Source organism: Peribacillus simplex NBRC 15720 = DSM 1321, from assembly GCF_002243645.1.
GTDB classification, from domain to species: Bacteria; Bacillota; Bacilli; order Bacillales; family DSM-1321; genus Peribacillus; species Peribacillus simplex.
In genome coordinates this window covers 4,491,066-4,505,075 of sequence record NZ_CP017704.1, presented here as the reverse complement: position 1 = coordinate 4,505,075, position 14,010 = coordinate 4,491,066, and the positions used below count along the sequence as shown (strand labels likewise).

Sequence of the window (14,010 nt, the reverse complement as noted above, 5' to 3'; positions counted from 1 at the left end):
TATAATTGAACAGACTGTCACTAACCTACATTTAAGACACTAAAAAAGCCGTTAAGATAGCTTTGCAGCATACTTAACGACTTCCCTTCCATCAGCTTATAGCCCGCATTTTAATTGCGCTCCGCAATTCGTGCAAGTATTGCATCCGCCCATTTCCTGGACTTCACCCTTACGGCAGACCGGGCAAGTGTTACCCACTTCCGACCCAATCGTAACATTCGTCGAACGCAGTTCATTTATGGTATCGACCAATACAACTTTTTTCTTTACTTCAACATCTGTCAATTCATCCATTTCAAGCTGCTCGTCCATTTGGTTTTCTTCCGCTTTGAGCGTAAGAACCTGACTGTCACGGCTGCCATCCACATATACAGTACCGCCTTTTGCGCCGCCTTTGTATAGACGCTCATATACTTTTTCAACTTGTTCGACAGTATATCCTTTTGGAGCATTGACCGTCTTACTGATCGAGCTGTCAATCCAGCGTTGAATGATGCATTGAACATCAGCATGAGCTTCTGGAGCTAATTCCATTGCGGAAATGAACCATTTTGGAAGCTCTTCTGTATCGGCTTCTGGATGACGGTCCAAGTATTCCTGTACAATGTCAGCCTTAACTTCAATGAATTTACCCAGACGGCCGCTGCGGAAATACGTGAAGGAGAAATATGGTTCAAGACCTGTTGATACCCCAACCATCGTTCCTGTGCTTCCTGTAGGAGCCACTGTCAATAAATGAGAGTTACGGATGCCATGTGCAGCAACACTTTCCCTGATATCTTCCGGCATTTTTTCCATAAATCCGGTTTGTGTAAACCGCGTTCTAAGCTCCTCGGTTTCTTTGTCCGTTGACCCGATCAAGAACGGGAAACTGCCTTTTTCTTTAGCAAGTTCCACGGAAGCCCTGTAAGCTGTAGTCGCAATCGTTTCAAACACCTTGTCAACCAGGATATTTCCTTCTTCAGAGCCATATTCCGTTTCACAGTAGATCAACAGGTCATGCAGACCCATTACACCTAGTCCAACCCGTCGCTCTCCCAGTGCCTGTTTTTTGTTTTCATCCAAGAAATAAGGAGTTGCATCAATGACATTGTCCTGCATACGCACACCGACTTCGACGGTCTGCTTAAGTTTCTCGAAATTAACCGTTTTGCTATCTTTATCAGCCATTTCAGCCAGATTGACTGCCGCAAGGTTACATACTGAATATGGGGCCAATGGCTGTTCGCCACAAGGGTTCGTGGCTACGACTTGTTGACCGTATGCTTTGGCATTCGTCATTTCATTAGCATTATCGATAAAGAAAATACCTGGTTCAGCAGAATATGTTGCACAAATGTTTATTAAGTTCCAAAGCTCTTTAGCTCGGATTTTACGGTAAACACGGACTTTGTGACCCATTTTCTCCCATTCACGAACATCTCCGACTTTATGCCATTCTTCATTGTAAATGGCCATTTCTTCGGCATTATAGCTTTCAACATCAGGAAAACGCAATTCGTATTCAGCGTCTTGTTCCGCCGCTTCCATAAATTCCTTAGTCAGGCAAATCGAAATGTTGGCTCCAGTCAGGAAATCCGAATTATGGACACTGTATGTTCCTCCTGTACGGATCTTTTCCTCTGCATCCCTAATGATTTTCTCGCTGAATCCACCTTGGCCAGGAATCTCCTTATAATTGATGATCCCTTGATACATAGCCGTTTCCTGTTCAGTGTGCGGCGTGAATTTCAATTTATCCGTCGCATATTTCTTGATGGCTTCATCTTTAGTGTTTTCCACTAGGTAACGCAGAATCCTTGGATTTTGCATTTTAGAAATGATGAACTCTGCAATATCAGGATGCCAATCAGCAAGCATGATCATTTGCGCGCCGCGTCTGCTACCGCCCTGTTCAACAAGATGCGTCAATTTCGCAATATCGTCAAGCCATGACACTGAACCCGAGGATTTTCCATTTACGCCTTTTGCCAGAGTGTTTCTTGGACGCAGTGTCGATCCGTTCGTACCCACTCCGCCGCCGCGGCTCATGATTTCCATCACTTGTTTCCTATGTTCTGAAATCCCTTCACGTGAATCCGGTACGAATGGCATTACATAGCAGTTGAAATAAGTAACATCCGTATTGGAACCCGCACCGTATAATACTCGGCCTGCCGGAACAAAATTAAGGTTCTTTAATTCTTCATAGAATTTATTGAACCATTCCGTTCTTTTTTCTTCCGTGGTTTCCACTGATGCCAAGCCCGTTGCATTACGTTTCGCAATTTGTTCATAGTATATTTCAAGCGGCTTTTCGATTATATCCAACGGACGGTTTACAATCCCCGACTCCACTTCTTCCGGATTATCCAATACGCCACGGAATTCTTCATCCACCAATACCTTGGCTTTTTTTGTTTCCCAATCTATTTCAACGATGTAACCGAGACCCCTTGCCGGGAATTTCGGATCTTCCTTAATCGTCAACACGACGAAATCGCCTGCCGAGAGTGTGATTTTTTCAGTATCCTTAAAAGAATAGCGGTCAAGCATGACTAGACGGGACACTCCCTTATGCGCCATTTTCATATCAGCAGTTACAGGGTGAACCTGGGGAAATAAAGAAATATCCTTATTCAACCTTTCTAGATCAACCTTTAAAGCTTCTTTTATTACAACCGACATAATTCCCTCTCCTTTATATGTTTCAAGATCCGTTCTTGCTGCCGCAAAAATCCTTATGTAGCCTTACATGTCCGTTTCGCTTAACAAGTACCCTAAATTTATCATAGCGAAACTCAAAAATCAATATATAGTGTTGCATTAAATATTTCAACTACTATATATTGTGTTTGTTTTGAATAACTTTTAATTTTGTCAAACGGTAAATCAATTAATATAGTTAGCAAAAGGGAGGAAAATGTCGATTTACAATAATTTTTCATCAGATTTCAATTAATTTGGACCTTGCTTTTTCCCCATCCCTTTCAGGGCTTATCCCTGCAAGGGAAAGCTTATTTGGTCAAACAAATCTGAAAAATCTTTTTTATTATCCACTCTAATTATCCGGCTTCGTCTATCTCATAAAATTCCATTCATCGCTTTCATATTTGCTTTCTGCAATGTCCTTAACTTCCAGCAATTGCTTTTCGGTGAGGACGTATGGCTCTAAATCGATCGAAAGTCCTTCGGCAAAACCTTTTTCAAAAGCTTCTTTCGCTTCAGGGATGGTAACCTTTCTTCCGGCAACGTCATTTATGGCCACAGCTTTATTTTTTAAGCTTTTTTGCATTCTCTCTTTAACCCTGTCATTTGAGAATTTAAATACGCTAAAGAGCTTTTCATCATCAAGTTCAAGCAAAATGGCCCCGTGTTGAAGGATGACGCCTTTTTGCCTGGTTTGAGCGCTGCCAGCAACCTTCCTGCCCTCAACGACCAGTTCATACCAGCTTGGAGCATCAAAGCAGACGGAAGACTTGGGCGCTTTTAAAGCCGCTTTTTCCTGCTCGGTTCGAGGCACGGCAAAATAAGCATCCAATCCAAGATTCCTGAACCCCATTAATATCCCTTCAGAAATGACACGATATGCTTCAGTAACGGTAGTTGGCATTCCCGGATAGGATTCTGAAACGATTACGCTATAAGTCAATTCATGCTCGTGCAGTACCGCTCGTCCTCCTGTTGGTCTGCGAACAAAACCAAGGCCCTGCCTTTTGACCTCTTCCATATCAATTTCCGATTCTGCCTTTTGAAAATAACCAATCGACAATGTCGCTGGATCCCAGCCGTAAAAGCGTATGATTGGCGGAATTTCCCCTTTGCTTTGCCAGTTTAACAGTGCTTCGTCCAGCGCCATATTAAAAGCCGGTGAACAATACCCCGAATCTATAAAACCCCATTTTTCTTTAGTCATCCTTACCCCTCGTTTCAATAAACTGTTTTTCAATACCCCACAAAAAACTCACATGTAGTAGTTTAACAGACTTTAACACTCTAAAAAAGAAAGTGCTATCAAGTCGATGAAGAATTTGATGAAAATTCTTTTTGATTATTGGGTAAAGCAATTATATAATAAAGATTGTCTGTATTCGTTAAGGTAGAAGGGAGTTTTTATGTTTGGAAATATTATATACACTGCTCATCATCTTAGGAGTGGTTATTGCGTATTCACTTTTTAATTGGTACCGCCAGCGTAAAATCGTTAAAACATTAACACAGGACGAATTTATCGCTAACTACAGAAAAGTGCAGCTAATCGATGTGCGGGAACCGAATGATTTCGATAATGGTCATATCTTAGGCGCAAGAAACATCCCTATGACTCAAATGAAAACCCGCTTGGTCGAAATTAGGCCGGACAAGCCTGTATATTTGTACGCTCAAAGCGAAATCATCAGCGGCAGAGCTGCAGCCATGTTATACAAAAAGGGCTACAAGGAACTTTTTCACCTAAAGGGCGGTTTCAAAATGTGGACCGGGAAAATCAAAGCAAAGAAATAAGACCCCATCTCCGCATGGGCTCTTTTTAATTAAAAAGCCTTCATGTACTTCATGCGGGCTCTAGGAAAATGAAAGTTAATTGTTGGACTTAAATGAATTCTTACATAACGAAAAATCCCCGCCGGCAGGCAGGGATTTTTTTCGTGTAAGCTATCAATCTAGGCTTGATAACGCAGAACAGGTTTTCTTGCAGCAAGAGTTTCATCAAGCCGCTTTATAACAGTTGTATGCGGAGCTTCCTGAACGATTTCCGGGGTTTCTTCCGCTTCCTTGGCAATCTGGATCATCGCATCGATGAACGCATCCAGAGTTTCTTTTGACTCGGTTTCAGTCGGTTCTATCATCATTCCTTCTTCCACGTTCAACGGGAAGTAAATGGTTGGAGGATGATACCCGAAATCCAGCAATCTTTTGGCTATATCGAGAGTCCTTACCCCCAATTTCTTTTGCCGACGGCCGCTTAATACGAATTCGTGCTTACAATGACGATTATATGGTAAGTCAAAATAAGGTTCCAACCTACGCATCATATAATTGGCATTGATGACCGCATTCTCGGTGACGGCTTTAAGGCCATCAGGACCCATTGAACGAATGTACGTATATGCTCTCACGTTTATCCCGAAATTACCATAATAAGGTTTTACCCTGCCAATGGATTGCGGACGATCATAATCAAGAACGAATTGCTCACCTTGTTTGACCACAAGCGGTTTAGGCAAGTAAGGAATCAAGTCCGATTTCACCCCTACAGGACCAGAACCCGGACCGCCGCCGCCATGCGGGCCTGTGAATGTTTTATGGAGATTTAAGTGAACCACATCAAAGCCCATGTCACCCGGACGTGCTTTTGATAGGACTGCATTCAAATTGGCTCCATCATAATAAAGCTTCCCGCCTGCGTCATGGACAAGTTGTGCCATTTCCAAAATGTTTTCTTCAAATAATCCCAATGTATTGGGGTTCGTCAGCATCAAGGCCGCCGTATCAGGTCCGACAACTCGCTTTAAATCTTCAAGGTCTACTAACCCATTTTCATCGGATTTCACTGTAATCGTTTCAAGTCCGGCAACAGTGGCAGAGGCAGGATTCGTACCATGTGCAGAATCAGGTACAATCACTTTCGTCCGTTCTGTATCGCCATTCGCTTCGTGAAAAGCGCGAATCATCATCAATCCTGTCCATTCACCGTGAGCACCTGCTGCAGGCTGTAATGTCACTTGGTCCATCCCGGTGATTTCCGTTAAGTGTTCCTGCAAATCAAATAATAGTCCCAATGCTCCCTGAACAGTAGCCGGATCTTGATATGGATGGATATGGGCAAAACCGTTGAAGCGTGCCACATTTTCATTTATTTTCGGATTATATTTCATCGTGCATGAACCCAGCGGATAAAAACCCGAATCCACCCCATGATTCCGTTTGGAAAGTGCTGTATAGTGACGCATGATATCCAGTTCGGACACCTCAGGAAGCTCTGCCTCTTCTTCACGGATGTAGTCGGCAGGAAGAATTTCTTCGAGCGGAATAGTTACAACATCCATTTCTGGCAGACTGTATCCGATTCGACCGGAAGTACTGATTTCAAAAATGAGTGATTGATCTTGATTATTCATGTTGATCCCCCAATTCCTGCGCAAGTGCATCAATTTCTTCTTTTGTTCTAAGTTCAGTTACCGCAACCAGCATATGGTCTTTCAACTCAGGATAAACAGTCCCTAAATCGAAGCCGCCGATCATCCCTTTTTCAAAAAGGTTTTTATTGATTTCTGAAAACGAAGCAGGCAGTTTAATGACAAATTCATTAAACGAAGGACCGTCGAATATGACTTCCACCCCTTTTGCCATAATTGCTTTTTTCGCATAATGCGCTTTTTGAATATTTTGCACGGCCATTTCTTTGACACCCTTTTTCCCAAGCGCGGTCATTGCAACAGAAGCTGCCAAGGCATTCAAAGCTTGATTGGAACAAATGTTGGATGTGGCTTTGTCACGGCGAATGTGCTGTTCACGAGCTTGAAGCGTCAGCACAAATCCCCTTTTTCCATTTTCATCCACAGTTTGACCGACGAGTCGGCCCGGGACTTTCCGAACAAGTTTATTAGTAACGGCAAAATATCCACAATGGGGTCCACCAAATGCCGCCGGAATGCCGAATGGCTGAGCATCCCCCGTTACGATATCTGCACCGAGTGCACCAGGCGATGTCAAAGCTCCCAATGCCAGCGGATTACTTGAAACGATAAACATGGACTTGACGCCATGAATGATTTCTTCCATTTCTTTCAATGGCTCGATACGGCCAAAAAAGTTCGGATATTGCACGATCACCCCTGCAATGTCATCATTCGCCAATTCCCTTAAAGCAGCTAAGTCCGTCACACCGTCTTTAAATGGAATTTCGATTACTTCCACACGTTGCCCTTTCGCATATGTCTTCACAACTTCTCTTGATTCAGGATGAACCGCTCCTGAAATGAGAATCTTCTTGCGTCGTGTCTGGCCTGAAGCAAGCATGGCTGCTTCAGCTAGCGCCGTCCCGCCGTCATACATGGAGGAGTTAGCAACATCCATGCCAGTCAATTCACAAATCATTGTTTGATATTCAAAAATTGCCTGAAGCTCGCCCTGTGAAATTTCAGGCTGATAGGGTGTATAAGCCGTATAAAACTCAGAACGCGATAGAACATGATCGACGATGACCGGTGCATAATGGTCATAGACACCCGCACCAAGGAAGGAAGCATAGTTTTTAAGATCCGCATTCTTGGCAGCAAGCCTTGATAATTCTTTCATTAATGCAGGTTCCGATTTAGCAGGCTTGATATCGTATTCTCCTTGAAAACGAATGCTTTCAGGGATATCGTTGAAAAGTTCTTCTGCAGTAGTTACCCCTATCGCTTCCAGCATTTCTTGTTTATCTAGCTCTGTCATGGGTAAATAACGATGTTTCATCTAATGACCATTCCCCTCTATTTACGTGGTTTTTTATAAAAAGGTGTTTGTATTATAACGGCTTTCAAACGTTTGGAACGGATTTCCACTTCGACTTCCGCATCCAGCACCGAAAATTCCTTATCGATAAGTACCAATCCCACGTTTTTCTTCAACGTTGGTGATTGGGTACCGGTCGTGACCTCGCCAATGACTTTGTCACCGCTGTAGACCTTATACCCATGACGTGGAATGCCACGGTCAATCATTTCAATTCCCACAAGCTTGCGGGGAGCCCCTTTCTCCTTTTGCTCAGCAAGAACGGCTTTCCCGAAAAAATCAACTTCCTTATCCACTTTTACCGCAAAACCAATCCCGGCTTCTATCGGGGTGATGTCCGCTGAAAGCTCCTGCCCATACAGCGGCAGTTTCGCTTCAAAACGCAAGGTATCACGAGCACCTAAACCAATCGGCTGAACCCCCTCTTCCTTTCCGGCATCCATAATCGCCTTCCAAAGGGCAGGACCATTTTTACTGTCGCTATATATCTCAAAACCATCTTCACCAGTGTATCCAGTACGGGATACAATCGTGGATATACCGCTTATCATGACATTTTCCTTGAACTTGAAAAATCCAATTTCACTTAGCGCAGTATTTTCCGATAGTTTTTGTAATATCTTCTCTGCAGATGGTCCTTGAAGTGCCAGCTGTGTATAGTCACTCGATACATTCGTAATTTGGACATCTTCCGTTAAATTAGCTTGCAGCCAATTGAAATCTTTTTCTGTATTCGCTGCATTGACCACGAGAAGGTAGTCGTCCTCAGCCCTTTTATACACAATAAGATCATCAACCGTGCCTCCGTTTTCATAACACATGGCTGTATATTGGGCACCGCCCTGTTGCAGCTTTGAAATATCATTAGTCAGCATCTTCTGTAAAAAGGAAAGGCTCCCAGGACCCTTAACATCGACTTCCCCCATATGGGAAACATCGAATAACCCCGCTTTTGTACGTACGGCTTCATGTTCGTCCTTTATACCCGAAAATTGGACAGGAAGTTCCCAGCCGCCAAAATCAATCGTTTTACCTCCGTATTCACGATAAACCTCAAATAGTGGTGTTCTTTTTAAATTGGTCAAAAAATAACCCCCTTCAGATTTTTTTAAATTAATTGGCTTCATTATCAAAAGCTTCTTGTCATTACGCATCAGATATATCCTGATTCATGATGTAAAAAAAGCACAAAAAAGGACAGAGAAAGCCCGTTTGAGCTTTTTCTCTGTCCTGAAACCTGAAAGTTTACCTATATAATAGGTTTTCCCCTTTGGTGGCCCTCCCAAAACGGGCGGCGCTCTCCAGAGTTGCGTCCAATAAGAGTTCTTTTGCCTGAGAGATTCACTGCTAAGTTTGCTCCTTCGGCGCTACATCCGTAGTCTCTCCCCTTATCTTCACCCGCATATAAATGGTCTACCAATGAAAGGAAGCTAATAAGCCCCAAGCATCGGTAAAACCTTTGAGCATCATGGAATGCATTCTCTGCCAATTCTCCTAAAACTTCAGAAACCATTTGAGTGATCTCCTTCAGTAATCTTGGATAAATTAGGAGCCTGTAGCCCATACTAAGAAAACGCGAACTGCAAAAATCGATGTACAAAGATTCTTTGTAGCGTTTGGAAATTGGAATTTTCTAAATATACTTATATCCTACCCTAAGAAACTTAACTCTGCAATATCTTTTGAAGAGAAATATTTTTCTCACTTCACATATGAAATGTTCGGGTTTTGACCTTTTATTAAGGAAATTATGATTTAAGAGGGAGTTATTTCTATGAAAATCAATATATCCTTCAATTCTGAATGGAATGACGAGTTTCTGCAAAAGATGGAAAATGACGGTCCATGGGGAAATTGGGAGCTTTATAAATTGGCGGTTCAAATGGAGGAAAATCTTATCATCCCTGATTTTGAAGGTTTACAGGCGCCTAAGCACCTTCCGCAGTTAACCCCGCTTCCCCATCAATTGGAAGCAGCCAAGCAAGTGGTGGAAAAGATGAATGGAAAGGCCATTTTAGCTGATGAGGTAGGTCTCGGAAAAACAATTGAAGCAGGCTTGATCCTAAAAGAGTATATGATTAGAGGCCTTGTAAAAAAAGTATTGATCCTTGTTCCGGCTTCCCTTGTCACACAATGGGCTTTTGAATTGAATACCAAGTTTCATATTCCTGCAGTCGTTCAGAGAAAAAGTTATGTTTGGGAATCCTGTGATGTGGTCATTTCATCCATTGATACAGCGAAACGCGCCCCACATCGAGATATCATTTTCAATCAGGAATATGATTTCATCATTATTGATGAAGCTCATAAACTTAAAAATAATAAGACGAAGAATTATGAATTCGTCCAAAATCTGAAAAAGAAATTTTGTTTACTCCTGACAGCGACTCCGATTCAAAATAAAGTCGAGGAAATCTTTCACCTCGTTTCATTATTGAAACCAGGTCACTTGGGAAATGCCTCACTCTTTTCGGAAAAGTATAAAGGGAAAGGCCGGAACATAATTGAAGATGAACACCTAAAGGAACTGGTCAACACTGTCATGATTCGAAACCGGCGGGCCGATACTGGTATTGAATGGACAAAACGACATGTGGAAACCATCACCATTGAATTTTCTCCAACGGAACAAGCATTGTACGATGCTGTTTCAAAATTCAAGCCTATTTCGGACGGATCAAAAGGAAGCGCCTTTTCGGCTCTCACTCTCCAAAGGGAAGCATGCAGCAGCAGAGAGGCGGTCTTTTATACATTAAAGAATATGAGAGATAAATATGATCAGCCTTCCCCTGACTTTTTGGCAAAGCTTGATGATTTATTTTCTAAAGTGAATGAAACGGTTCAGAACTCCAAGGCTGAAAAAGCTTTGGAACTGATCAAGAAGATTGATGACAAAGTAATTATCTTTACCGAATACCGGGCGACTCAGCTATATCTTCAATGGTATCTACAGCAGAATGGAATTTCTTCAGTTCCTTTCCGAGGCGGTTTTAAGCGCGGAAAGAAAGACTGGATGCGAGAATTATTCCAAAAGAATATACAGGTTTTAATTGCAACCGAAGCTGGCGGGGAAGGGATAAACCTTCAGTTTTGCCATCATTTGATAAATTTTGACCTGCCATGGAACCCCATGAGGCTCGAACAGAGAATTGGCCGGATTCACCGCCTTGGTCAGGAAGAAGATGTGATGATTTATAACTTTGCCACGAAAAATACAGTAGAAGAACACATTCTGAAGTTGCTATACGAAAAAATTAATTTATTTGAAAAAGTAATTGGTGAATTGGATGATATTTTAACCAAACTGGATATTAACAACATTGAAGAATATTTAATTGATGTGGTCGGCGAGTCCAAAACAGAGGGCGAAATGAAAATCAAGATGGATAATTTTTCATCGTTAATCCAATTCGCACAATCAATGAAGGAAGGTGAGGTACATGCAGCAACGGGAAATTCATGATTTTTTATTAACTTACTTTAAAGCCAATGATTGTGAAATACTGGATAATACACCAACCCACCTTACAGTCCAATTGACAATCGAAATGGATAAAGAATTAATGAACAGACCCTTTTATTGGCACTATCTCGAAAAAACAGGTGGCGTTCCGAACCCAGCCCAGATGACGTTCATTACCGATTCCGAACAAGCTCCATCCGACTTAAAGGGAGAAATGATTCATTTTGGCTCCCCCCGCCTTCATCAGATTGTACAATCAACCAAAAAGCTTGCAGGGTATACTAGACTTTTTGAGGATACTCCTCCATCAAAAGGCGGAAATAATCCTTTGTTTCCTTGGCTGACCCTGAATGTGAAAATATCCTATCAATGCGACCGTAAAAAAGATACTTTCATGTCGATAGGATTGAATTTAATCTCGGGTGAAATCATGGAAGGGTTTCACCGTCGGGTTTTACCGATTAAGGTCACTCCAAAAATACCGGATTACTCCTTTACGCTTTCACCGCTCATCATGCCCAAGAGTGGATTGGCAAGACTGGATACATATATAAGAACCAGTTTCGAGGATGATGATCATACCTGGGCGGAGGAAGCAATGCTGCGCTGGCAGAATGACTTAAATTTATTGGAACATTTTTACAAGGATATGGACGAAAAAAGTGAGAGCTATTTTACCGAAAAAGAAGCCTTAAAAGCTCAATATGAACCCAACATCCGAATATCCATAATCAATGGAGGATTATTTTACCTTTCAGATAGGGCGTTGGGATAAGTAAAGAACGATAAAAAACAGATGTCCTAAGTTCAGGACATCTGTTTTACTTTTTGATATTTTTCCTTACGAACATCGACAAAGCAAAAGGGACAATGCCAAACCAATGGGACATTCCATGATTTTTATCCTCTTTTCTATGACGGCGCTTTTCTTTTCGTTCTTTTTTCGTCAGATTAAAATACTCGACAAGCTGCTGCGTCAGATATTTAATATAAGCGTTTGTAGACATATAAAATCATCACCCTATGCAAAGTATGCCCGGTTTACGCTACTTTTATTCCTTCGATTTTTACACGTAAACCTGTCGCTTTCCGTTTTAAAAGAGTGTTGATCTTGCGTATTACACAGCCTGCTTTTCCAACCATTCTTTCACGTTCCCCGCTTCTTTATCGTATTGAATGATAACCCTGCCCTCACGGTCATTTTTAGTCGTGGAAGAAAACTCGATATAGACATAAGGACCCTCTTGCTTCATTAAGGAATACCGCACCACACCATTGGGATATGAAATTTCCCCCTCGATGATTTTTGGGATCTCTTCGCCCCACTCTGCCGTCACATCCTTGATGGCTAGATGGACAAGATGGTCGGCCACAAGCGATTCTTCCACTTCTTTATAAAACTTTTTATCAATGATAAACTGATCGATCATTAGTATCGTGAACATGATGAAAACACTCGCTACAATCATGACCATCGGGAAAACGACTCCTTTTTGATTATTCATCGACTTTCGCAACATTCCTAAAGAAAGGATGAAATCTTCGACTGAAAGTAGTCCCTGCTTTATCCGTAATATTTATAACAATGACACTGCCATCCTTCTCAACCCGGAATTCCGAAATGTTCTGTAAGATGACCTCATGCCCCATACCATTCACTCGTCTTCGGACCTTATCTTCATATTGTTCAAATGATGATAATTGTTCACCTGAAAGCAAATATAATTTATTTCCCATTACATCCTGAACTTTGGAACTCCGGACCTCCTGCTTCATTTGCATGGTAAAGACCTCCCACTCTTTAGGATGCAATTTATCAACGGACCCCATCTGGGTGTTAATGATTGAAAAAAGCTGTAGAACAAAAAGGGACGTCGTCATTAAAATCATTAAAGAAAAAAGCATTTCGATCATCGTAAAGCCATCATTTTTTCGCAGCATCACAAATGGATTCCAGATTACCCGATTCATCTTCATAACGTACACACCCTTCAATCATTCCCGGAAAATCCCCATGGTCCTTCCAAACCAATTCATAGGATCTTTTTTTGTAAATGATTTCCTGACCAACTGCTTGTATCTCCCCTTCCATGAACGCCGTCAATCTTTCATATAATAAATGGTGGGCTTCTGTCCTTACGGCAATATCTTTCCGATGCGTCAATAACTCTTCAAGAATTGGTAAAATGGCAAGGACCAGGAATAGACAAACGGAAAATGCGGCTATCATCTCAAGGTAAACGTAACCTTTACAATTTCTCAATCCTGAACCTCCCTTTACCGATATTGAGGACCAACTTGTACTTTCCCTTTGAGGTGTCAATCATAATCGTTCCGGCTTTTGAAGCATTTCCATACTGATTAAAATGAAAGCTGAACCCCAAAGTGCCACTTAAAAACTGTATATCCTTTGGGATGCTTCTCTCTAGAACGATCCCCTCCTTATAAGACGAAACGGTATAAACCTTTTTGGTATTATCAATATGGAGGTAAATCAAGCTCTCATGACTGATGGCATACTGTTGTGCATAGAAAAGATCTTCATGGAATTGAGAAAGAAAGAGCCTATTTTCCATTCCTTTAGTGAAGCTAGGATATAGATTAGGGCCGATGGAAATCAGGAGTACAAAAATACCGAGGACAATAAGGGTTTCAGATAGTGTATACCCCCCATTGGAATGCCGTATATTCACTTCTCTCCTACTCAACGACCGTTATCTTTCCTTTACTATCCAAACTAATATCATCCCCATTAGGACAGGATGTCTGTTTGAGATAGCCTTGACTTTCCAATTCACCGATACTTCCGGGCAGTTTAGCATTGTCAATCTCATAAGCCTGTACCTGTGCTTGGGCCATCTTCACGAATGCTTCACATCCTTTAGACTGGATCGTGGATTGGTTCTTCGTGATATTGGGGATTGTTATAATCAAAAGGATGGATATTACCAGTAAAACAATAAGCATTTCAATTAGTGTAAAACCACGTTCATTCATTACTTTCTTCAACATATCATCATGCTCCTGAAACCATCTGAATACCAGATGAATTTCGAGCATTTTCACCTCCA

The 14,010-nt window shown here is 41.8% G+C and carries 14 protein-coding genes and 2 riboswitches; of the genes, 3 read left to right on the top strand and 11 right to left on the bottom strand.

Features of this window, described 5'->3' with window-relative positions:
• Window positions 1-96: 96 nt before the first annotated feature.
• Together BS1321_RS21760 and BS1321_RS21755 are read right to left on the bottom strand one after the other, a co-directional pair.
• Window positions 97-2,667, bottom strand: a complete 2,571-nt coding sequence (locus BS1321_RS21760) for a vitamin B12-dependent ribonucleotide reductase (RefSeq protein ID WP_063233074.1) — start codon at window positions 2,665-2,667, stop codon at window positions 97-99.
• Window positions 2,668-3,058: 391 nt separating this feature from the next.
• Entirely contained in the window at window positions 3,059-3,895 is an 837-nt protein-coding gene (locus tag BS1321_RS21755; protein ID WP_063233073.1) for a lipoate--protein ligase family protein, read from the bottom strand.
• Window positions 3,896-4,098: 203 nt separating this feature from the next.
• On the opposite strand from BS1321_RS21755, the gene BS1321_RS21750 reads away from it, so the two are divergent.
• A complete protein-coding gene (locus BS1321_RS21750; RefSeq protein ID WP_063233072.1) occupies window positions 4,099-4,482 on the top strand; it encodes a rhodanese-like domain-containing protein in 384 nt (127 codons plus the stop codon).
• Window positions 4,483-4,640: 158 nt separating this feature from the next.
• Here BS1321_RS21750 and gcvPB read toward each other — a convergent pair whose 3' ends face one another.
• From gcvPB to gcvT, 3 genes are read right to left on the bottom strand one after another with little or no spacing between them, the layout of a single operon-like run.
• Window positions 4,641-6,098, bottom strand: a complete 1,458-nt coding sequence (gene gcvPB, locus BS1321_RS21745; RefSeq protein ID WP_063233071.1) for an aminomethyl-transferring glycine dehydrogenase subunit GcvPB — start codon at window positions 6,096-6,098, stop codon at window positions 4,641-4,643.
• A complete protein-coding gene (gene gcvPA / locus BS1321_RS21740; RefSeq protein ID WP_063233070.1) occupies window positions 6,091-7,437 on the bottom strand; it encodes an aminomethyl-transferring glycine dehydrogenase subunit GcvPA in 1,347 nt (448 codons plus the stop codon). The genes gcvPB and gcvPA overlap by 8 nt, the downstream gene beginning before the upstream one ends.
• A gap of 17 nt (window positions 7,438-7,454) precedes the next feature.
• Window positions 7,455-8,561, bottom strand: a complete 1,107-nt coding sequence (gene gcvT / locus BS1321_RS21735) for a glycine cleavage system aminomethyltransferase GcvT (RefSeq protein ID WP_063233179.1) — start codon at window positions 8,559-8,561, stop codon at window positions 7,455-7,457.
• A gap of 138 nt (window positions 8,562-8,699) precedes the next feature.
• Window positions 8,700-8,783, bottom strand: a riboswitch (glycine riboswitch).
• 3 nt (window positions 8,784-8,786) lie between these two features.
• Window positions 8,787-8,874, bottom strand: a riboswitch (glycine riboswitch).
• A gap of 376 nt (window positions 8,875-9,250) precedes the next feature.
• On the opposite strand from gcvT, the gene BS1321_RS21730 reads away from it, so the two are divergent.
• Window positions 9,251-10,939, top strand: coding sequence for a DEAD/DEAH box helicase (locus BS1321_RS21730; protein WP_063233069.1), 1,689 nt, complete (start codon window positions 9,251-9,253; stop codon window positions 10,937-10,939).
• Complete coding sequence (locus tag BS1321_RS21725; protein ID WP_063233068.1) at window positions 10,917-11,714, top strand: YqhG family protein; 798 nt, start codon at window positions 10,917-10,919, stop codon at window positions 11,712-11,714. The genes BS1321_RS21730 and BS1321_RS21725 overlap by 23 nt, the downstream gene beginning before the upstream one ends.
• Window positions 11,715-11,760: 46 nt before the next feature.
• On the opposite strand, the gene BS1321_RS21720 is transcribed toward BS1321_RS21725, so the two are convergent.
• The 6 genes from BS1321_RS21720 to comGC all read right to left on the bottom strand — a co-directional run bounded on the left by BS1321_RS21720 (window position 11,761) and on the right by comGC (window position 13,951).
• Window positions 11,761-11,946, bottom strand: a complete 186-nt coding sequence (locus tag BS1321_RS21720) for a YqzE family protein (protein ID WP_063233067.1) — start codon at window positions 11,944-11,946, stop codon at window positions 11,761-11,763.
• Between the two features lie 111 nt (window positions 11,947-12,057).
• Entirely contained in the window at window positions 12,058-12,444 is a 387-nt protein-coding gene (gene comGG, locus BS1321_RS21715; protein ID WP_063233066.1) for a competence type IV pilus minor pilin ComGG, read from the bottom strand.
• Window positions 12,437-12,916, bottom strand: coding sequence for a competence type IV pilus minor pilin ComGF (gene comGF, locus BS1321_RS21710; protein ID WP_081112903.1), 480 nt, complete (start codon window positions 12,914-12,916; stop codon window positions 12,437-12,439). The genes comGG and comGF overlap by 8 nt, the downstream gene beginning before the upstream one ends.
• Window positions 12,864-13,202 carry a hypothetical protein gene (locus BS1321_RS21705; protein ID WP_063233064.1) on the bottom strand — a complete coding sequence of 113 codons (339 nt, stop codon included), beginning with the start codon at window positions 13,200-13,202 and terminating at the stop codon, window positions 12,864-12,866. Before BS1321_RS21705 ends, comGF begins: the two co-directional genes overlap by 53 nt.
• Window positions 13,189-13,632: a competence type IV pilus minor pilin ComGD gene (comGD, locus tag BS1321_RS21700; RefSeq protein WP_063233063.1), complete on the bottom strand. Its 444-nt coding sequence runs from the start codon at window positions 13,630-13,632 to the stop codon at window positions 13,189-13,191. The genes BS1321_RS21705 and comGD overlap by 14 nt, the downstream gene beginning before the upstream one ends.
• Window positions 13,633-13,639: 7 nt before the next feature.
• Window positions 13,640-13,951: a competence type IV pilus major pilin ComGC gene (gene comGC / locus BS1321_RS21695; protein ID WP_063233178.1), complete on the bottom strand. Its 312-nt coding sequence runs from the start codon at window positions 13,949-13,951 to the stop codon at window positions 13,640-13,642.
• Window positions 13,952-14,010: the final 59 nt, after the last annotated feature.

Bases quoted from the DNA above. Each gene is read 5' to 3' on its own strand.
- comGG (WP_063233066.1), bottom strand. From the start codon at position 12,444: ATGAATAATCAAAAAGGAGTCGTTTTCCCGATGGTCATGATTGTAGCG.
- gcvPB (WP_063233071.1), bottom strand. From the start codon at position 6,098: ATGAATAATCAAGATCAATCACTCATTTTTGAAATCAGTACTTCCGGT.
- BS1321_RS21730 (WP_063233069.1), top strand. From the start codon at position 9,251: ATGAAAATCAATATATCCTTCAATTCTGAATGGAATGACGAGTTTCTG.
- BS1321_RS21760 (WP_063233074.1), bottom strand. From the start codon at position 2,667: ATGTCGGTTGTAATAAAAGAAGCTTTAAAGGTTGATCTAGAAAGGTTG.
- gcvPA (WP_063233070.1), bottom strand. From the start codon at position 7,437: ATGAAACATCGTTATTTACCCATGACAGAGCTAGATAAACAAGAAATG.
- comGF (WP_081112903.1), bottom strand. From the start codon at position 12,916: ATGAAGATGAATCGGGTAATCTGGAATCCATTTGTGATGCTGCGAAAA.
- BS1321_RS21755 (WP_063233073.1), bottom strand. From the start codon at position 3,895: ATGACTAAAGAAAAATGGGGTTTTATAGATTCGGGGTATTGTTCACCG.
- BS1321_RS21720 (WP_063233067.1), bottom strand. From the start codon at position 11,946: ATGTCTACAAACGCTTATATTAAATATCTGACGCAGCAGCTTGTCGAG.
- comGC (WP_063233178.1), bottom strand. From the start codon at position 13,951: ATGTTGAAGAAAGTAATGAATGAACGTGGTTTTACACTAATTGAAATG.
- BS1321_RS21725 (WP_063233068.1), top strand. From the start codon at position 10,917: ATGCAGCAACGGGAAATTCATGATTTTTTATTAACTTACTTTAAAGCC.